This window comes from Labilibaculum manganireducens, from assembly GCF_963665805.2.
Lineage (GTDB): Bacteria > Bacteroidota > Bacteroidia > Bacteroidales > Marinifilaceae > Labilibaculum > Labilibaculum manganireducens.
This window is the reverse complement of record NZ_CAXXEE010000003.1, coordinates 5,184,464-5,205,908: the sequence shown is the minus strand read 5'-3', so window position 1 is coordinate 5,205,908 and position 21,445 is coordinate 5,184,464. Positions and strand designations below refer to the sequence as shown.

The window sequence follows — 21,445 nt, the reverse complement described above, 5'->3', positions numbered from 1 at the left end:
TGCTGGAACATTTAATGTATTGCTGCTCCGCAGAATACGAGCTACAAGCTCGCACTAGCGGGGGGATACTACTTAATAAATCCAATCTTTTGGTAATAAAATTCCATTACAATTATCTAGTTTAACCTCAAGAATAGATTTTTCAGTAGTCTCATCAATTCTATCAATATGCCATTCAGATAAATGACCAATCTCAATTTCACGATATCTGAACGCCTCAATCAAATTAAATTGATCAATTGAAATATTTTTCTTCGGTTTAATTTTTTCAATTACTAATAAACTATTTCTCAAAGAATAATAGAATTCATTATTTTGCCACCAAATAGAAGGTAATTCACCAATAAAGTATTCAATTTCTTTCAAGAACCAATTTCCCTCTGGTTCATCATAACTGAAAATAAATGTTTTTCCATAAACATCATCCATTTTATATGAAAGTCGTAAAGTATCATGTTTTACAATAAAACTTAAACTATGTGAAATTCTTCTTGGATATTTATTGAATAGCTCTTCGGCGAAAGGATTTTTTGCTAAATAGGCAAATGAAATACTTTGAATATACAAAGGAACAATATTAGTTAAAGTACATTTATGATCAAATATAGAATCCTCAATATTGTATTCATAAAAGTCCCAAAACGTAGTATCACCATCAATTTGATCATCCTCCTTTTTATTATACTTTATTGCAATAAAATCATTTTCACCATTTTTATCTTTGTCAGAAAATCTTATATAGTCATCAATAACGAAACCATCAGGGATACATATATATCGAGGCAAATTTTTAATATACCCTTTAGTTCCATATACTTCTTGATTACATATAGAATCAACATCCGCTTTTTTTAATAGGTTATCCTGTCCTTGACAGCAATTTGAAATTAAAAATGCAATAATAATTATTAGTATTTTACTCATCTTCACATTTAAATTGATTAAGTATTAGTTTATTATATATTTGAGATCTTTGAGTAGAATGATTTGCAACCCCTGCTAGCGCGAGCTTGCAGCTCGTGTTCTACGAAGTAGTTAAAACCCCCTGCTAGCGCGAGCTTGCAGCTCGTGTTCTACGAAGTAGTTAAAACGCTACAATATTTCAACTGGAACCTGTCCTACTTCTCCTGCATAATTTTTTGCACTACTGTATTTCCAGTGATGTGCCTCTTCTACAAAACCTGCTTCTACAGGATTATTGTGAATGTAATCTAATTTTTGAGAGATTACTTTACTACTCCACAATTCGATGGGTTTGTTATTTTGTTGCCAGAATTGGCGGTTTTTTACATTACTATTCATTTTTCCTGCTCGCTCCATCATCCAAAGCATCCATTCCTTTCTGCTTTCTTGTGGATTTTCTTCAATCAAGCTTTGAAGGTATTTTGATGAATAGGTTTTAAACTCTTTAAGAATTTTACCCGGATCAGAATTTTGAGCATTAAATATCAAATGAATATGACTAGGCATAATGCAGTAAGCATATATAACCATTCTTTTATTTTTGCAACAATACTCTAAACTCTTGGCAACAGCAGCAAAATATTGCTCCCGAACAAAAACATCTATCCAATATACTGTTGCAAAGCTTACAAAGTACAAACCTTCTTTGTTGTAAAACTTATATTTTCGGCTCAAATCCTATAAAAATTTAATTGTCAGCCTAAGGTAAACAAAATTCAATTAACTTAATATTATTCCTGTTGCTGGAACATTTAAAGTATTACTGCTCCGCAGAATACGAGCTGCAAGCTCGCACTAGCGGGGCCAAAGAGAAATCACAATCTGTTGCCTTTCCAATCTTCTCAAAAACCGTTTTTGCCATTGTTCCATCATGAGAATAAGAACGGACAGACCATTCTTTATATGCATCTTCACTTAGGTTTGTATTTGCTTCTTTTGATTTTATAAAATAATCATCATAATTCTCATATATGTGATTAAATAATTCCTGATTGTCATCAATCTTACTTTCATATTCATCTGCAGCTAATCCCCAAAAAACATTACCAATCCATGTTATTCCTCCAAAGAAAGCTGCCATCGCCCCCTCTTCCTCGTCCTGTCCCCAGGCAAAGAATATTTTTTCGGGATTGTGAATTAAGTCCCATTGGTATTTCCATAGTTCGGAACCACCTGCATAATCCATTAAGTTTTGGGTGCTGCGCTCGGGGGATTAGTCCCCAATAGCTTTTGAATTTAACCTCTTTTCAAAATTAATCCTATTCACATCAGGATTAGATGGCAAATATTCAACTTCATATTGTTGACCAATCTCAATACCTTTTTTATATGTTCTCAATACCCCTTTAAATTTTTGATTTTGCACATTAAATGAGTATTTCACCCATAAGCCCCTTGTAGAATTCTGAGTAAAATAGACACAACCTATGGCTGATGATCCGTATTGAATAATTTGCACATTTTCCTTCTTTCTTTTCTGACTAACATAAATACCAACGACTATTATACAAAGAAATATCAAAAAATAAATCAGAAATAGTCTTGTGTTTTTTTTGTGCTCATCTTTATTAATTGCCATTTGTTCCCGGTATTACAAATTTTGTATTATCAACTGGTACTATATATTGCTCCGGAAGATATTCAAATTCCCTAACATCTATCGTTTTAAACGCGACATTTTCTCGATTATCATCTTGATGACTAATAATATTTTGAAGAAATGTTTTAATAAACGAACTATTAGTTTCTAAAGCTCCTCTAAAAGTTGAAGAATGCACTATATCATAAATCTGACGTACTTTGATTTTCTCTGTTGCTGTTAAGGTTGAATACCACCTTACATCAAAATCTGCTTTAGTCCATTTTTTGAAAATAGTAAGCATTTCGTCAGGCAGTATATTTCCTGACATTCCAATTACAAAATCACAGAAAAACTTTTGTAAATCTTTATCTCCATTAAATAGTGAAACATATTGTTCTGAATCATTAAATGGCTTCCAATCAATTGAGGCTACAGTAAGTTCCAATGTGACAACAGTTGTACCTTTTATCACAGCAAGTCTTGTGCCCGATCCAAATAATTTCCGAACCGAAGCTCCACCCCAAGCAACAACATTTATTGCTCCAGTTATCAAAACATCTGCAAAATCAATTTCCCCAATCGCAGTCTCAAAATCATCGGCTATAATCATATTGACTGATGTTTGAATAGTTGCATCAACAATAGCTCCTTGCATAAATAATTTACTCGCTTGCATTAACCACGTTCCTGGTTGAAATTCTGCATAGGTGCTTCCTTCTAAGATTATGCATTTCTCCACATGCGAACTATCTCAGCACCACCACCTAATACAACCCATAAAACACAAAACAAGAATAAGGAAAGTAATAATATATTGTCTTTAATTATTAAAGTATTGTCAATAACTAATTTTTGCATATTCTTAAACTGCTGAACTATAGTGTAAGTAATCTTAACTCTTTTTCCAATAGGTTTCATTTTAATAATCTCTTTTTGATAACTAGGCACATCAGTTCCATATTCTGTAGAGTCTGATAAAACAATAAATAGGGTCATACTTGATGCACTTCCTTTTCCTGCAACATGAATTGATGTCTCTCTTTTATAAACATCTACTATTGTACCTTCAGCTCTATTGAAATTGAGAAAATTTGGAGGTAAAACCCACATGCCTAGAAAAAAGCCTAACAAAACCCCTAACCACCAATAATCTTTAATAAATTTAATCTGTAAAATTTTAATAAACAATCCCCTCATCATTGAAAATATTTCTTAGTTTATTAATTTCTGTAGTAATTTTATCTCTATTTAAATACTTATCAATATTAGGATCTTTACTTATCACATCCCAAGAGCTTGACAGATTGCTAAATAATAAAATTGCTTTAGTATCAAATATTTTAACAACACCTGTTGCTCCACCTTTTAATGCATCTATTTTTTGAAAGTATTCCCAATATTTAAGAAATAATCGACCATCATTTGAATTCTTAAGGTAATCTTCAAATTTATCATTTAATAAAGCAACACCCACAATATTTTTCAAAACATCAAATCCAATTTTCAATTTTTCTAACTTACTAGCATCATTAATTAGCGATAAGGCACTAATAGCCTTTGTGAAAGAAAAAACGGCTATTAAATTATTGACTAAATTAATATTTAACTCTTTAACTTCATGATCTATTAGGTATTTCAACACAAAAGCAGGCAATACTAATGTTCTATTTTCATTCTCTTTCGCAAAAGAGAAATCTCTAGAAAAACGTACATAAATATAACTATTTAAACTTATACGATTTGAAGAAATCAAATTACATTTACGATAACACCCATGATTTCTTAGACCAGTTATATCAACTATCCCATCATAACTTGGAAGAACTGTACCTCCTTCTTTATTCCAATCAAATATTAAACAACAATTTCCATTTTGAGCTTGATGTAATTCAGATTCATATGCAGTATTATATAACTTAGCCATTTCTAATATAAAACTCTCAAAATTATCTTTTCCTCCCCTGCTAGCGCGAGCTTGCAGCTCGTGTTCTACGAAGTAGTTAATACGCTACAATATTTCAACTGGAACCTGTCCTACTTCTCCAGCATAATTTATAGCACTACTGTATTTCCAGTGATGTGCCTCTTCTACAAAACCTGCTTCCACAGGATTATTGAAACTTATATTTTCGGCTCAAATCCTATAAAAATTTAATTGTCAGCCTAAGGTAAACAAAATTCAATTAACTTAATATTATTCCTATTGCTGGAACATTTAAAGTATTACTGCTCCGCAGAACACGAGCTGCAAGCTCGCACTAGCGGGGGGTAGCCAAAGTACACTCAGTAATCATCGCCCCCTCTTCTTCATCCTGTCCCAAGGCAAAGAATATTTTTTCGGGATTGTGAAGTAAATCCCACTGGTATTTCCATAGTTCGGAGCAACCAAACAAGTACTATTATATTTTTTTACCTAATAAAATACCGTATTTTTGTATTTAAAGTGTATCATCATGCAAAACAAGGTCTGATTATGGTTAAAATTGAAGATAGAATAGTGCAATTAAGAAAACAAAAGGGGTGGTCTCAGACTGAACTTGCAAAGAATATTGAAGCTTCAAGAGAAGCAATAGGAAAGTATGAAAGAAACGAAGCTGTTCCTTCGGTAGAAACGGCAAAGAAAATTGCAGATATTTTTAATGTTACCCTTGATTATCTTGTTGACGAAACAGCTGCTTCCAGTTTTGACAAGCAGACCGTAAACCGTATTAAAAGTATTGAACAGCTTAACGATGCTGATAAATCACACCTATTTGCTGTTTTAGATGCTTTCCTTAGAGATGTTAAAACTAAACAAGCTTATTTATGAGTTACGTTCAAGAACAACAAAAAAAGCTAATGATTGAACGCTTGCAAAACAATGCCGAACTATTAATCGAAGATATTAATGACATTATTCATGCTCTACAAGTAGCCTCTGGTAATGCAACGGGTGTTGGAAAAATAAAAGGCATTCTACAATATTTAGAACAAATGCCTATTCATATTATTACAGCTAATGGAGAACAAGTAATTAAGGATAAATTTGAACTTTCCAAATTTATCCAAACACTTGATAAATACATAGACATTGCTATCGATAGAGATTTTAAAGATTATTTCTGATTTATATTAAAACCACGATTTTATATTACCCCATTCACTATCAGTTAAATTTTTTGGTTTGTAATTTTTAGACACTAAAAGATTTAATTCTTCAGCAAATGCTCCATCTAATTTTCCTGTTGCATCAAATATATCATCCGCTTTTTGAGGAATAGTTGCTAAATAAATATCATCTCCCCTTTCTATTGCATTATTCAACCATGGTTTATTATAAGCAGCCCACCAAGTTGAAGCATCATAATAATGGTCTGGTTTATTCAGAAGGTTTATTCCCCCGAGAGTTTCTCCCAATCCTACATTTTTAAAAGAACCGCATTCATTAAATAAATTTCGAATATCCGGTCTAAAACGCCCAAGAAATGTATTTACTTTGCTTGAACTCAAGGTTACATTTTTGCCAGCAATAGTAATTTGTTTACTGGTTGCCCCAGAGAGTACTTTCAATTTATTTGCACTTTCTGATAATAGTTCTGCTAATTTGGTATTGAACACTTCATCACTTGCACTCAAAACTGCTTTTTTAAAGTTTGCTAATGCGGCATCTTCCAAAACGGCAAATGCACTATAAGTTCCATCTGTATTTCCGAGTAAAATACGACCATCGCTCAAATCAAATTTTGCATAATCGCCTCCATCCAATACTATGTCATACAATGAAGAACCAGTTTCATTGGCAAATGATTTAGCCGTATGTAAAACATTAGAGTTCGGGCTTGCCCAAATAATGTTTTTATCATCAAGGTTTTTCCATGGAATTTCAACTGAAGATTTTCCGGTTATTTTCTTTAATGTACTGGCGAGTCCGCTTCCTTCAGTAATTCCTTTTAATCGTTTGACTGCATCTGCTGTAACATCTTCAGAAAGTCCAAGTTCTTTTCGATACCCATCAATAAACTGGGCTAAATTTTCCTGTGCCTTTTCAATCTGTTTCAGTTCCTCAGGGCTAAGTTTATTTATATTTTCAACCAGTGCTTTAAACTCTGATTGAAGAACCGATTTCGATTTACTAAGATTTTCGGATTTTATTAAAAGCTTTTCCGTTTGAGATGGTTTAACGATATTCTCACCAACAGAAACAATTCCAGTTACTAAGCTTATTCCGGAGAGTACATTCTTAACATTTTCGTTCGTCTCCGCAAATCCGGCTGCCAAACTGGTTATAGAGCTTATTTTATCTGCATAGAAAAATACCCTTCCAAGTTTTGTAAGTTGTCCGCCGGGTACCAATAAAGTTGCAACGTCAATTCCTGCCTGGGTTACATCAGTTGCCGTTTTTATTCCGGCTTCTTTATCAGCATAATATGCAAAAATTGCAGGGGCAATAAATACCTTGTCAAAACCTTCGAGTGCACCAAGCGTTGATTTTTGGTCAAATATTATCGGGGCAAAAGCAGAAAACTCTCTTGGGTTTTTAATGTCCGCTGTTTCTGTTGACACAAAACCATAACACAGATAACTATTTAAAGATACTTTCCCTTGTGAGTTAACATCAGCATCTATTTTTAAATATGGGTCGACATTTACAATACCAAGCTTTAAATCCATCCAGCTTCTGGCGTATATGCTCTTATAGTCAAATGCAACTGTTCGTTCACTTAATTGTTTTGCATAAGCTGGGTCAACGGTCGTAGCACTTAATTTGGTGTTTAATTCACTACTAAATGTCTTATATGTTTGTGTTTGTGAAAACAACGATAATAATTCTATCATCAATTGTTTTCTTGAATCATCACCGATAAACAAGTACTTATTATCAACAGACGATACGAGTACTTTAACTAAAGGAACGTCTCCAACTTTTTCAGAAGATATTTTTTCTAAAAATACATCAGGTGTTTCTTTAGTCGGAAAATTGCGAAATAGATTCAACAAGGCTAATTCCTCATTAGTATCAAACCGTTTTCCGGCAATCCATCCTCCTTCATTAACGACACAAGACAATAAGGTTTTAATATAACCCACCCTGTTAGTACCGCTAATATTCTCCAATACAAAAGCCGGGATTCCTTCAAAAAGAACATCAATTTTATTGCAATCACTTGTTAATTCAGTATTTGCAAAGAGCTCTGTGTATTTATCTGTAATCTTCTTTTTGTAAGCATCAGTTAATTTAATTCCAATACGCCCAAGAATAGCATTGAAGTCTTGATATGTATAAGTTGTAAACTTAATTGCTTCATTTGATGTGCCTGAGAAATTAAATGCAATTGTAAACTCAACATGAAAATCTCCTGTTAAATCAATATCAACGTACGGATTAGTAATATTTACAGTAGTTGTTTTATCGGTTAACCAAACAATTGTAGAATAATCTTTCTCATTAAAGGTAAACTGATTGTATGCCTCTGCAAAATCCCAAATGTATTGCTCGTTTAGTTTATAATAATTGTAATCAACATTGGTATTTCCATAGTTTGATTTTAACCAACTAAACAAGGCATCTATTTTAACAATATTCTTTGCCCCCTCGCTCTCATCCTGACTCCAAGCAAACAGCATAGATTCCGGGTTGTGCAGTAAGTCCCACTGGTATTTCCAAAGTTCGGAGCCACCGGCATAATCCATTAAGTTTTGGGTGCTGCGCTCGGGCAAAAAGTGCTGTGCTTTTTCGCTAAAGGTATGGCGCAGGTTAAAGTCCTTGCTGTGTCCTAATTCGTGAGCCAGCACATGAGTATCGGTTTTAAAATTGAAGATAAAACCATACTCCGAAGCCAAAGGCATAAAACCTGTTTTGGTGGCCGTATTTTCATCAATAAAGAAAAGATAAAGAGTATTTCTATCGTATGACCTTTCGCGCTTAAATTCATTAATTACGGTACGCATATCGGAGGTGTACTTACTTAAGGTGCCGGTTCCCGAATGTTCAAATGTTTTTCCTTTAAGTTCGGCAACCTCAAGATTTTTCTCTATGCTCACCGTCCAGTCAACCACTGCCGAAGCATAAATATCATTCAGCTCCTTATTTATAAAACCTCTATTATCAGGACACTGAGCACCATTTACAGGCACTAAAACCACGTTTCGGCTTATGCGGTCGTAACTTACCAAGCCCAAAGCACCTGCTTCGGTTAATATTTCCCGGCTGGTGCTGTCGTTTATATATTGGTTATTTGCCAATGCAACGGTAAGAATATCTTCTTCCCCCTCGCCCAGGCCGGTAAGCAGTAAACGACGACCTTTTCCCTGAGGTGCTGATGGTGTAAGCAATCCACTTTCGCGTAAATACCGTAAACTATCGGGAGAACAATTTCCCCCAACTGAAAGATCTACAAAGTCGGTACTTCCCGACTCCAAAGATTTCCAATCGATCTTTTCCCCGGTTTTGCTTTTCGAAAAATAGCTGTCGGGCTTGGATCTGCCATCGCCTACCAAATCGAAGCCATATCGTTGTGTTGCGGCTTTCGAGAAACTTACCGAACAACCATACTTACCTGTTTGCGAACCGGTACCAACAGCTGAAGATCCACTGCCTCCGCCGGCAACTTTTTTAGGCGTTGTAAATACCTGACCCGATCCGGCGTCAACTACATAAGCCTTGCCACTAACGTCATCTCCACCAACAACAGATATTACTTTATTGTCTCCTACCGGAACTATTTCGCTTGTTCCATCGGTATGCGTTACAAGTATATTATCTCCACTGACTGTTACACTGGAAATATCAGTATCGCTTTCAATTACTTTATTACTTATTTCATCCAGTTCATCTTTTACATCTACACCATCATCCTCATCTCCGCCGTATGGGGTTTCACCAACAATCATCCCTGTTGCCTCGTCGTAAACAAATTTGATTTCACCCGAAGTCATGCGGCTGTCGCTGTTCACAAAAATACTCTCGAACTCAACCCGAAACTTTAAAAAACCCAAATAAGGAATTAATGCATAACCTTTACCTGTAAAGTTTCCGTTTCCACCTGATACCTCCTCAACTTCAACCAAAAAATCAGCTGCTTTAAACTCATCAAACCTTCCGAGAGATGGCAATGGTTCTGTATTGCTTAAATCGAATTTATCTGATTTATTGCCACAGGCATAGTTAACCTCTCTTGTTGTTTTTAACTCCTGAACACGACCAAATTCCGTTTCGGAATCGCCGCATCCGGCTTTTATTTTTATCTGATAACCCGCATTATCATCCAGATCTGTTAGGGTGTAGTTTACTAAATCTGTTTTTTCTTCCTGCCAGTTTTCATCTTTTGTTCTTTTGTAGGCAAGTGTGTATTCTGTAGCTGCGGCATCAGTTATCCAAGCTAAGGAAACACTCTTGCTCTTTACTTCGTTAATTGTTAGCTCAGGTATCACACAACTTTTCCCGTACCTAAAACTTAACACATCGGAATGTCCGTCGTTCTGAAACAAAACCCGGTTCTCAAGATCGTAAGCCTCCACTTTCCAGGCGTACGACATTCCGGAGATTAAGGGAGGCATGCCTGCATCGTAAACAAAACTGCTTTGATTGGTTTCTTCCTGATAAATGGGTTGCATTACCCTTGTAATTTCGTAAGGATCGCGGCCATCAGGACGAATTTCGAACAACTTAAAGCGGTAACGCACATCGGCCAAAGGATCGGCCGGCAAAATGGAAAACCACGAGAAACGAATGTTTTGCATTGCATCCGAATCTATTTCTGTTTGATTCAAAGGAAAATTTAAACGGGGTGCTTTGGCAAAAAATATCATGGCAATACCTGGCGACGACATCGAGACCTTTACATTTCGGTAATAATCGTACAAATCAACCCAAATACGATAAACACCTTCGGGCAATCGTCCTGTTTGTTTGTATTGATTGCGGCTGTATCCTTCAAATATCAGGTTGTCCGGATTCAATAAACCTTCCAGATCGAATCCGGTTAAGGTATGTGTTCCTGCACCTTCCAGATAATATGGCTGCTGAAAAAAATCAGGGCGGGTTGTTAGTTTTATTCCATTGCCTTCTATGTGCAATCGAAATTTCACGGCGTACTGATCCAAATCCACATCATCAACAATGATGTTGAGACTTATTTTACCCGGCTCACTTACAAATCCATTTAAATTATATGGCAATGGAGGTTGAAGAATGGTGTAGCTACGAATAGGATAAACCACCTGAGCATTCAGGTTTAAATTGATCAGTAAAAAGAGAATATATAGGGCGACTCGCTTCATATTTAAAAGTATGTGAGTTATTTATCTTTTGATTTTGGCAATGAAAAACTGTAACTGTAGCCCAGGCTTGCAGTGGTATAATTATTCGATCGGTTGTTGCGCTTGCTTTGGGTATAGGCAAGATTAAAATTGAACCGATGTTTCTTTTTTATGGTATAATTGGTGCCCAAACGCGATGTAATAACATTTCCCGTAGAGCTGCCATCGGCATAGGTTCCATTCCATGAGACCGAAAAGCGTGTTTGTAACTTTTTCTCTAAAAATGATTTCCGCATTGAAAGTACCGGGCCATAAGCTTCAGAAAGAATTTCACTTGCTTTATTTCTGCTGTAATTGGTATTTATACCAAAGGAAAAATTATTTTTGGGCAGCGACCACATGTAGCCCACTGAAGCATTCACAAACTTTGAATCGGCATTTTCAGGGGTATCACTTTGTTCTTGTGTCGATTTTTGAATATTTAAATTGGTGGTGAAACTTTGCTTGCTGTTTTCTCCGTCTTTAATCTTCCAATTGGCTGATAAATTTAGATTCTGATTGATTTGAGTAAAGGTTAGGGTATCGAGCAATTCATATTGTGTATGCGCATTTTCCTCCTCGAACAGAGTTTGAATGTGCGTATAGTTGTAGAAATTGGAATAATTCAGGTTGAAATTCAGCTTCTCAGTCGGAGTAAATCCCAATGTAATATTCTGAATAATGTCTTTTTGGTCGGTATCCGATTCTTTGCTTAAGTTATTTTCACGAACACCTACATTGGCTCCTAAATTCACTTTCCCTTTCAGCATGGAGGCAGCTAAATTTACCGTATAGTTTACAAAATCGTTAAGCGTATAATAGGCACCTAAGGTTTGATAGCCTGGCTCAACATACTCAACACCCACACCAAGACTGGCAAATGAAAACCGGTAAGCCAAATCACTTTTTACTGCCCAGTGATTTGTTGTGGCGGCTCCGTCTAAATCCGAAGCTCTGCTTATTCTTTTATCCATAGAAATGGACGAATTGCATATTTCAGAAACGATGGATAATTTTTGGGTAGGCCGTAATGAAAAGAAGGTTCCTGTTACAATGTTCTCCATCGGGCTAACACCCAAACTATCTATCCCCAAAATGGAATGCTGGGTATCATCACTTGCATAAAAAACATGAAAACCAACTTCACCTTTCTCCAATTGATAAGAGGCTTTAAATCCGGTTCCTATCCGCCTGTATTCCGGTTGAAGCCCAAGCAGAGTATCACCAGGCAATTCTTTTCGCAAGCGTCCGTACATGGCACTTATTTTAAATTTATCGCCGGGCGCCAAATCAACGCCAACTCCTGCATAGTTGTGTCCGCTTAAGGAATATTGCGAAAAATTTGTGCTCGACCATCCCATATGCAGCGCAGCCCACTTATAAGTTGGACTTAAAGAAAATTGATTAAACGGTTGTGTTGATGTAAACTGACTATTGGACCAGGTGAATGATAAGGGTGCGGACAAGCCATACAGGGATAAGCCCAGCTGTCCGGAAACCACCATTGAATAAGGATCCGTTCCAGGACTGTTATTGGTTCTGTATACCTGATTCACATTCAGTCCTCCATTCAGTTTCAGGCCTCCTTTTTTGCCTATCTGATCGATCTGCTGAGCAAACAAGGCATTGGAAATGAACAAAAACAACACGACTAAATAGTTAATTTTCATATGATTATAATTGGCAAAAGAATGCCATAAAGAGGATTTGTTCATTTGGTAAAACATCTACAATACAATTAGCTTAACAACTTTTCGCTCACCTTTCGATTCAGCATAAACACAATAACTACCCGATTGCGAAAGGCTGTAGTTTTCACGATATGTTTTCAAACCACTGCGCCTGCGTTTTTCTAAAACTTGTCCGTTTTGAAGGTTTACCAGATAAAAAGTAATCTCTGCACTCTCCCCTAATTCAACATCTGCCGCAAAATTTCCATCCGAAGGATTTGGAGCAATAATCAATTTCTTTAAATGCACATATGCCTCAGATTGTGTTTCCGTTTCATCATCAGCCTTTTCGCTTGCAGGCACAACCAGGATCGATTCCCTTACCTCTCCAATACAATCGTTTAGTAAAGCACTCATCTTCATCTCGAACATTCCTTCTTCCGAAAAAACAACCAGACAATAAAAACCAGTTTGTTCTGTAATAATGTGAGGCCCGGTAAACTTCCAAGTTAAACTTTCGGGCTGTGGCTGACTAACATCCATTACCATTAATGTATCGCCTGCAGCTACACTACTTGCGGCTAATAAAACAGGATTGAGTTCACTAGCCTTAAGACTCACATTTATCGTGTCGGATGCCGTACAAGCATCCTCATCTTTAACCTCTACGGAATATTCATTGGAGTCCCAAACAACTAAATCAGGCTCTGTGTTTTCTAAAATCCTATTCCCTTCCATCCATTGGTATTCGGTAAAATTACCAGGGTAAAGGCTTACAAAATTATTTGAACAAATAACCAGATCTTCTCCTAAATCAGGATAAATAGCCTTCTGATATTCCAAAGTGAAATTATCAGAAACCTGACACCCTTTTTTATCGGTAAGAAGAACTGAGTAATCCCCTTGATCTAATTTTGTAAGTCTGCTCTTATCACTTCCGTGATCCCATGCAAATTGGTAATCTCCATTTCCGCCCAATGCATTCAGACGAATAAAACCATCCGGCACACCAAAACACAGCGGGTGGAACAGATTTTCCACTTCAATTTTCAATTCTTCAGGCTCATAAATGGAAAATTCTCTTTTATCAGAACAGCCATAATCATCTGTAATTTTCACCTGATAATTCCCTCCACTTAAATGATTCCATGTACTTGCACTGCTGCCATCTGGCCATGCAATAACATGTTTCCAATCCGCAGGCGAAACTTCTATTTGAGCCTTTCCATCGGCAAACGAATTACAAGTTACATCTGCACTTACTAAATCATCAATTTTCAAATAACTTACAGACAGCTTGATTGTATCGTAAGCAAAACATTTGTCCTCATCTTCAATTCGCAGATAATAATTATCCGGATTGTTTAATTCTACATATCTCTTCGAGGACGAATACCCCAAGTCCGAAGTCCAGTAATGCCTGGCAAAATCTCTCCCATCCAAAGGCAAGGAATTATAATGACAGATTAAAGTATCCGGCCCTAAAAAATCCAAACCTAAATCGGCCTGTAATGTTTTTTGATAGGCAAGATCGTATGTTTTTGAAATTTGACAGTGCTTTTCATCTTCGATTAAAACAGAATATTTTCCCTGATCCAAATCAGAAATCTTTGCTTTGTCGCTCCCATTATTCCATTGATATAAGTAGATTCCATTTCCTCCTTTTGCCGTTAGCTCTATTTCACCATTCGGCACATCCGAACAGATAGGATGCAAAAAATTTTCAACATCTACGCTTAATGTATCTGGTTCGTAAATAATAAAATCACGACTATCTTTACATGCATAAGTATCTTCAACTTCAACCGTGTAGTTTCCACCACTCAATTTATCCCAAACCAAACCATTTCTACCATCAGGCCAAACTACCGAACTTTCCCAATTTAAAGGAGTCAATTCAATTTGAGCACGACCATCAGCAAAATCGTTGCATGAAACGTCCGTTTTCATTAAACCTGCAATCTTAAAATAACTAACATCAAGCGATAAGGTGTCGAAACCCAAGCATTTATCCTCATCTTTAACCTGTAAATAATATTTTCCCGGTTCAGTCAGGTCTACCTGCGCTTTTGAGGAAGAGAATCCAAAATCGGAAGACCAATTGTAATCTGAATAATCACCTCCATTAAGCAGTAAACTATTGTAGTGGCAAATCAACGTATCGTTTCCAATAAACGGCCTTAACTCACGTTGGTATTGCATCTCGAAATCAAAAGTTGATTCGCAATTGTGAGCATCTTTTATTGTAAGAGAATATACATCTGGATTCAAGTCCTCAATACTACTTTTTGTTCTGCCATCCTTCCACGAATATTCGTAATCTGCAGTTCCTCCAACTCCATGAACATTAATTAGTCCTTTCTCTCCTCCATAACAAAGAGGCTGAACAATTTCATCTATTTGATATGACAATGGATCGGGACTACCAACTGTAAACTTATCACTTACTGCACAGCCCTTTTCATCCCGAACCAATAGATTATAGGTTCCGGCCAATATATCCCAAGCCAAATCTTTATTCGATTCAGTAATATCAACATCCCAAGAATAGGTGTACGGAAAATTGCCATTTTTAACAAGAGCTGCAGCTTTTCCGTCGTTATAACCAAAGCAGCTTACATCCTCTACGTTAATACTTTCAACTGTAAGATCGGTAATATCGCCCAATGCAAAATCAAAGCTCAACTCACACTTGTGCTCATCGCGTACTTTTACAATGTATTGAGATGAAAATAAATTATTAATTGTTGAAGAATTGCTATTCGGAATTTCCTTCCAAACAAAAGAGCCATCTACCAATGTATCCTTCATCCACTGATAAGCATATTGTCCGACACCACCTGAAAAGTCTGTAACAATGCTTCCCTCATTATTAGAACATCTTGATTTTGTTACCAATGAACTAAGAAGTGTTATCTCATCTGGCTGATCTATATTAATAGTCTCTACTTTTACTTCACAACCTTTACTATCTTTTACAAAAATATCGTAGTCAGCTTTCACTAATTCTGTCATTGCAGATCCTGTAATCCAATCTATTTCATTCAGGGAAAGATTATAATCCGGATTTCCACCTTCAATTTTCAGAATTATTTCACCATCATTTCCACCAAAACAATTCACATCTTTATGCGATAGGTATTCTGCCGTTAATAAATCCGGTTCAATTATACTGATCTCCCGTTTCCAACTAATACCAACACTATCTGATATTTGCAATTGATAAACTTTTGCCGGTAAACCTGGAAACTCATTAAAAACAGTTTGTGAATCAGCATCCAATTGAAAGCGGTAATCGCCCCAGCCGCCTATTCCTTTTAGCTTAAGATATCCATCTGTCAATCCAAAACAAGTTACATCCCTTTGTTCCTCAATGTCAAAACTTAGGGCAAGATCGGGCTCACGCATCTCCACAATTCTTTCCATCCACTCCTTGTCTTCGTAAACACAACCTGCCGTATCGCGCACCAAAAAGGTATAGGTTCCAGCAAGTAAGTTATTCAATGCTATTTCAGATTTTACCTGGTCTTGCTTATATGTTTCTGAAGAATTATTTAAGTAGCACTCGTAATCAAAAGTGCCATTTCCACCACTTAGGTTTAGTGAAATTTCACCTGTAGCATCACCTTTTGCTTTAATGTAATTATGAGTAAGTTCTATTTTTGCAGGTTCTGGTTCATTAATCGAAAAGGTTTTACTGGCCTCGCACGAATGACTATCACTTACAAACAATTCATAATTTCCTTTAGGCAATTGTTTAAACTGATAAGAATTATCAGAAAACTGATCACCTAACATAATGGTATTCTTATCTGAATTCTCAATCCAATAATGCAATCCATTCCCAAATGGCACACCATTCAAACTGGTAGCAATCACACGCCCATTATCATACGCAGGACAGGTCGCATCTTTTATTTTATCAATTTCTATGTTTAGTGTATCAGGCTCACTAATATTAAATTTGTACAAATAACTGATATCAACACTATCGCGAATTAGAATAGAATAATCTCCGGCAATTAAGTTGCTGTATGTACCATCCTTCTGCCAGGCAGCACCATCAAGAGAGTAAGAATAATCTCCCCAACCACCAATCGCATCCACTCTTATTGAACCATTGGAAAGAGAATAACATGAAACTTCAGATTTATCTTTAACTTCTGCACCCAAAGCCAAATCTGGTTCCCGAATTTCAATTGTTCTTTCCATCCACTCCTTGTCTTCGTATACACATCCAGCAGTATCACGTACAAGAATTTGATAGGTTCCGGCATTTAAAGTATTCAACTGAATGGATCCTGCTGTCTGCCCAGTTTCAAAAGGCAAAAGTTCATCGTTTAATAAACATTGGTAATCGAAAAGTCCATTTCCGCCAGTTATATTTAGCGAGATTTCACCCGTAGCATCACCCTTGGTTTTAATATAATTATTGTCTAAATCTATTGTCGCAACATCAGGTTCATTAATCGAAAAGCTTTTACTATCAGAACAAGTATGACTATCACTTACAAACAATTCGTAATTCCCTTTAGGCAAATCTTTAAATTCATAAGAATTATTAGAATAACTATCTCCAAAAACAATCGATCTGTCATCTGTATTTTCAATCCAATAATGCAAACCATTTGCAAATGGCACCCCATTTAAACTGGTGGCAAATACACGTCCATTTGCATAAGCAGGACAGGTTGCATCTTTATACTTATCAATGGCAAGACTAAATATATCTGGCTCGGTAAGAGTAATCAAATAATTAATACTTGTCTCTTCGCGATCTCTTATCTCGATAGAATAGTTCCCTGCTGCTAAATTTGAAAAATTTCCATTGTTTTGCCATAAACCACCATTTAGCGAATAAGTATACTCTCCCCAACCTCCAAAACCAGAAATACTAATGGCTCCATCGCTTAATCCGTTACAAGAAACATCCGTGATCACTTCATCGGTATAGCTTAAGTCAAATTCTGGTTCTTGTATTGTAAATTCTTCAGTATAAGTATCACTTCCATTAAAATCCAAACAGCTATTATCATCTGTTAATGTAAATAGATAATCTCCTGCCTGAAGTGACTCAAACTTTTTCACAATCTCGAATCCTGTATTATAAAATAGCTTCCCTACTTCAATTTCGATATCTGAACCTCCAGAAACAAGCCTACTTAATTTATATGTAAAAGATTTGTCTTTACCAGTTAAGGTAATTTCATATTCTCCTGTAAGCTCACCTTTTACTTTGATATAGTTGTAGTTTGACTCTGTTACTTCTGCTTTTTCAGGATTAAGGAGTTCAATTCCATAGGATGAGCTGCAACCATCTAATTCATCAACTATAATTTTGTATACCCCAGCATAAAGACCTTTATAAGCCTTACTTTCTACTACATAATTTGAAGGCTCAAGAAGAATATACTGATCATTAACATCCTTTTTCCCGATTGTGTATATTAATGTTTCAGAACCATTTAAAATTGTTGGTTTAATTTCCCCTGAATTTGTGCCAAAGCAAACAGGGTCTGTTTTATCTACTGTTGCAATTTGCAATAAATCACTTGTGACTTGAACCTTTTTCTCTTCTGTTTCTGCTTTACAACCCAATTGATCTGTTACAGTAACTTTTCCTTCTGTTCCAACTTCGAGCCCTGTGAACTCTGCTGAAAATCCTTTCTTCTCAATTCCATTAAAAAAGAATGTGTAGCCAAAAGTATCAGGAACACCTCCTGAAGCTTCCACCCTTATAATTCCATTTTTTGCTGCAATACAAGTCGCCGGAATCCACTCTTCCCTTGTAAGATTAACAGCATTTTCACTTACAGGTACTGTAATAGGTAAAGTTGAAGAGCAATTATTCGCATCAGTAGCCAAAAAATAATATTCTTGATTATCTAAGTCAGTAAATTTTGTGTCATCGGTTGATTCACCGCTAATCCTTTTATCATTTGAATCATACAAACCGTAAGATGTTACTGCAGAAAAATCAACATCTATAGTACCATTTGAGGCTGTAGAACAAGCTAATTCTGTAACAATGGTATTAGAAATTGCAGGAGATTCACCTGAATTTCCTACAATTACACTTTTTGTTGTCGAGCAATGATTATTGTCTGATATTGTAACATTGTAGTTACCTGCATCTAATCCCAAATACTCCCCAGCTACGCATGCCTTATCACTCGGTTCAAGCAGGTGATAGGTCATAGTTAAATTTTCACTGTGAGTCAAATCAGTTATTTGAATTTTACCATTGTTAGCATTTTCACATGATTCATCGGTTGTAGATAAACTAAAGCTAATTGGTTGCACAGTTGTGTTTAAATTAATAGTACCACTAACAATACAACCTATATCATCCTTAACTCTATAACTAAATGATTTAGATGGAAGATTAGAAAACTCATTTCCAGACATGAAATTGCCATCATCTAAACTGTAAAGGTAACTACTCGTTGATACAGCATGGTTTGCAAGTCCATTTTTACCTTGTAAAACTATTTTACCATTTGTGGCTGCACTACAAGTAGGTTTTGTGATAGTTAGATCTCCTATATGCAAAGTGTTGGGATCAATACCAATCGCTAAATCCTTACTTGCAATACAATTATTAGCATCTGTAAGCTTTACTTTATAAACTCTCGCTCCCAATTCATTTATATAATTACTAGGAATATAATTGCCTTTATTTTCCTCATCCAATTGTAAATGATAAACTCCATCACTAAATAGTTTTCCTTTCTCTGTATTTATTTTTAATTCAGCATCCTTTTTGTCAGGACAAGATTCTGGTTTGATATCTACAGAAGTAATTTTGAATTGATCGGAAACATCTAATTCCGAAATGGTAAATACCTCATTAGCAGGACTACAACTAGCTGCATTTGCAACACTAACCGAATAATTACCTGGCTTTAGGCCTGATATGCTAATGTTTCTATTAGTGATAACTGGATTTATAGGGACATTTTCAATTCCCGTTACAAGCGTAACAGATAGTTCGCCAGCCTCGGCATCAGCATTATTTCCACCATCTAAATCAAAATTCACACTACCGTTGGAAGCTGTTGAGCAGCTAGCATGTACAATTTTTACATTATTGATACTTAGCGCTGCTGGCCCTGTAAGCTTTATTTCGAAAGGTTTCCAACACTGATTTTTATCTTTAACACGAAAAACATGTGTTCCATTTCCTAAACCAGATACTTTATTACCAGATTTAGTATAACTACCTCCATTAAAAGAATAGGTGTATTCTCCAACACCACCATCACCTTCAATTTCAATTGAACCATCAGAACTATCAAAGCAACTAGGATTGATTTTATCGAGACTTTTAAGAGAAACAGGGAAAGGATTATTTAATCTAATTATTTTAGAATCAGAATCAGGTGCACTGGAACCTCTATCTATAACATTAATAGTCCAATCTCCATCAACTACACTAAAAACACCACTTTCTTTTTTAGAACCATAATCTTGAAATATTTCACTATGTATTCCTCCAAACAATTTAATATCATATGGACCAAAACCACCAGAAATTTTATATCCAATTTCTGCTTTATCTCCCCAACATAATATTTCTGTGTTACTAAAAGTGCAAGATAAAACTGGAGGCTGGGTAAGTTCTTTAACAAAAGCTATTTTACTTTTACAACCATTGTCATCCTTAATATAAATACTATTTTCAGCTTTAAGTCCAGCAATATCGTACACATAAACATCATCAATACCTTCAAATTGCTTACCGTTAGATATGGTAATTCCATCGGTAGCACTTTCGCATACTGCAGCTTTTCTTCCTTTTATTTTTATCGTACCACTAGTTGTTCCTCCATTTTTTGTTATATGGTAAGATTCACCTGTCCAGTTTTTAGCACGTTTCAAGCCCACATCTACACTTTCTATTACAATAGGATCTGGAGGTTTAATCGTCATGGTTTCTTCGATTGGACACCAGTCAGCTCCTCCTAACCCTGTTTGAAAAAACACTAAAAAATCGTATTTTGTTGCAATAAGAGGAAATTCCACTCCTGTATTAGACATAATTTCGTCACTATCTATCACTAAAGGTTGATTCCCTATAATATTATCATAACTCAAGGTTCTTCCCTCAAAATTAGTACTAATATTACCATAAGTATCTACTCCATATTTCTTAATATTAATCTTCAAGCTTGCCTGACCTTCCTCAAAATCGGGTAAGTCACTAATTATTATTTTTGCATCATCAGAATCAAAACATGTTGGTTGTTTAGATGTAACGGTAAAATTTGGTGTTGGAATAAAACATATACCTCCTAAAGTCGCAATTAGATTTGTCCCAAAATATATTTTGACTTGTATGTTTTTATTAAATATATTTTGGGTTCCGAATGCCGTTTTAATTTTTGAATATGCAATATAAATATCTCGTGTAGCCGAAGTCGTGAGTTTTTTAGTTACCCCACCACAAGTTATTTCCAAATTAACAGGAAGGTTTGTAGAGGTAAAAGATCCACTACAAATAGAAGACAGCGTTTGAGATGTAAGATGTAATTCTTCATTTCCATTCTTAACACAGATAAAAGGACTTCCAACATTAAACATCAATTTTGAATATACTTTCACTGTACTGTGAACCATTTGTGGATCTTTAGTATTATCCCTTCCATAATCTTCGCTTACCGTGTACTTGCAGTCAGCATCACGCCAAGTCCAATCGGTAAAACATTTCTCCTTACTTCTTAAAAAAATATTAATGTGAGTAGGAATTGCACTTTCGACAGAATGCACATATACGTCATCTTCATCGGCTTTAAACATTCCATTAAACGATTTGCCATTCATACTAAAACTGTACTTCATCTCCCCAATGGTTCCTGCTGGTCGTTGCATACCTACCCTCACATAATATTGACCGAACAAAACATTAGAGAAAGTCAGTACTAGTATGATAAAAAATAATCGCTTTCCCATA

12 protein-coding genes are annotated in these 21,445 nt (G+C 35.7%); 2 read left to right on the top strand and 10 right to left on the bottom strand.

Annotated elements, in window-relative coordinates; genetic code table 11:
- Nucleotides 1-72 precede the first annotated feature (72 nt).
- From ACHZAX_RS20660 to ACHZAX_RS20630, 7 genes are all read right to left on the bottom strand, one after another.
- Nucleotides 73-924: a hypothetical protein gene (locus ACHZAX_RS20660; RefSeq protein ID WP_320020393.1), complete on the bottom strand. Its 852-nt coding sequence runs from the start codon at nt 922-924 to the stop codon at nt 73-75.
- A gap of 168 nt (nt 925-1,092) precedes the next feature.
- Complete coding sequence (locus tag ACHZAX_RS20655; RefSeq protein WP_320020392.1) at nt 1,093-1,638, bottom strand: REP-associated tyrosine transposase; 546 nt, start codon at nt 1,636-1,638, stop codon at nt 1,093-1,095.
- A gap of 85 nt (nt 1,639-1,723) precedes the next feature.
- The gene (locus ACHZAX_RS20650; protein ID WP_320020391.1) at nt 1,724-2,149 is read right to left on the bottom strand and encodes a hypothetical protein; all 426 of its coding nucleotides are present in this window, start codon (nt 2,147-2,149) and stop codon (nt 1,724-1,726) included.
- A 27-nt stretch (nt 2,150-2,176) separates the two neighbouring features.
- Nucleotides 2,177-2,542, bottom strand: coding sequence for a hypothetical protein (locus ACHZAX_RS20645; protein WP_320020390.1), 366 nt, complete (start codon nt 2,540-2,542; stop codon nt 2,177-2,179).
- A complete protein-coding gene (locus ACHZAX_RS20640; RefSeq protein ID WP_320020389.1) occupies nt 2,532-3,284 on the bottom strand; it encodes a hypothetical protein in 753 nt (250 codons plus the stop codon). The genes ACHZAX_RS20645 and ACHZAX_RS20640 overlap by 11 nt, the downstream gene beginning before the upstream one ends.
- The gene (locus tag ACHZAX_RS20635; RefSeq protein WP_320020388.1) at nt 3,269-3,745 is read right to left on the bottom strand and encodes a hypothetical protein; all 477 of its coding nucleotides are present in this window, start codon (nt 3,743-3,745) and stop codon (nt 3,269-3,271) included. The genes ACHZAX_RS20640 and ACHZAX_RS20635 overlap by 16 nt, the downstream gene beginning before the upstream one ends.
- Nucleotides 3,723-4,469, bottom strand: coding sequence for a hypothetical protein (locus ACHZAX_RS20630; RefSeq protein ID WP_320020387.1), 747 nt, complete (start codon nt 4,467-4,469; stop codon nt 3,723-3,725). The genes ACHZAX_RS20635 and ACHZAX_RS20630 overlap by 23 nt, the downstream gene beginning before the upstream one ends.
- Before the next feature lie 549 nt (nt 4,470-5,018).
- Between ACHZAX_RS20630 and ACHZAX_RS20625 the strand changes: the two genes are divergently transcribed.
- Entirely contained in the window at nt 5,019-5,354 is a 336-nt protein-coding gene (locus tag ACHZAX_RS20625; RefSeq protein WP_320020386.1) for a helix-turn-helix domain-containing protein, read from the top strand.
- Nucleotides 5,351-5,650 carry a hypothetical protein gene (locus tag ACHZAX_RS20620; RefSeq protein ID WP_320020385.1) on the top strand — a complete coding sequence of 100 codons (300 nt, stop codon included), beginning with the start codon at nt 5,351-5,353 and terminating at the stop codon, nt 5,648-5,650. Before ACHZAX_RS20625 ends, ACHZAX_RS20620 begins: the two co-directional genes overlap by 4 nt.
- Before the next feature lie 6 nt (nt 5,651-5,656).
- On the opposite strand, the gene ACHZAX_RS20615 is transcribed toward ACHZAX_RS20620, so the two are convergent.
- The 3 genes from ACHZAX_RS20615 to ACHZAX_RS20605 are packed head-to-tail and all read right to left on the bottom strand — an operon-like array spanning nt 5,657 to nt 21,444.
- Nucleotides 5,657-10,804, bottom strand: a complete 5,148-nt coding sequence (locus ACHZAX_RS20615) for a fibronectin type III domain-containing protein (protein ID WP_320020384.1) — start codon at nt 10,802-10,804, stop codon at nt 5,657-5,659.
- 17 nt (nt 10,805-10,821) lie between these two features.
- A complete protein-coding gene (locus tag ACHZAX_RS20610; RefSeq protein WP_320020383.1) occupies nt 10,822-12,492 on the bottom strand; it encodes a TonB-dependent receptor in 1,671 nt (556 codons plus the stop codon).
- A 57-nt stretch (nt 12,493-12,549) separates the two neighbouring features.
- Entirely contained in the window at nt 12,550-21,444 is an 8,895-nt protein-coding gene (locus ACHZAX_RS20605) for a SprB repeat-containing protein (RefSeq protein ID WP_320020382.1), read from the bottom strand.
- Nucleotide 21,445 lies beyond the last annotated feature (1 nt).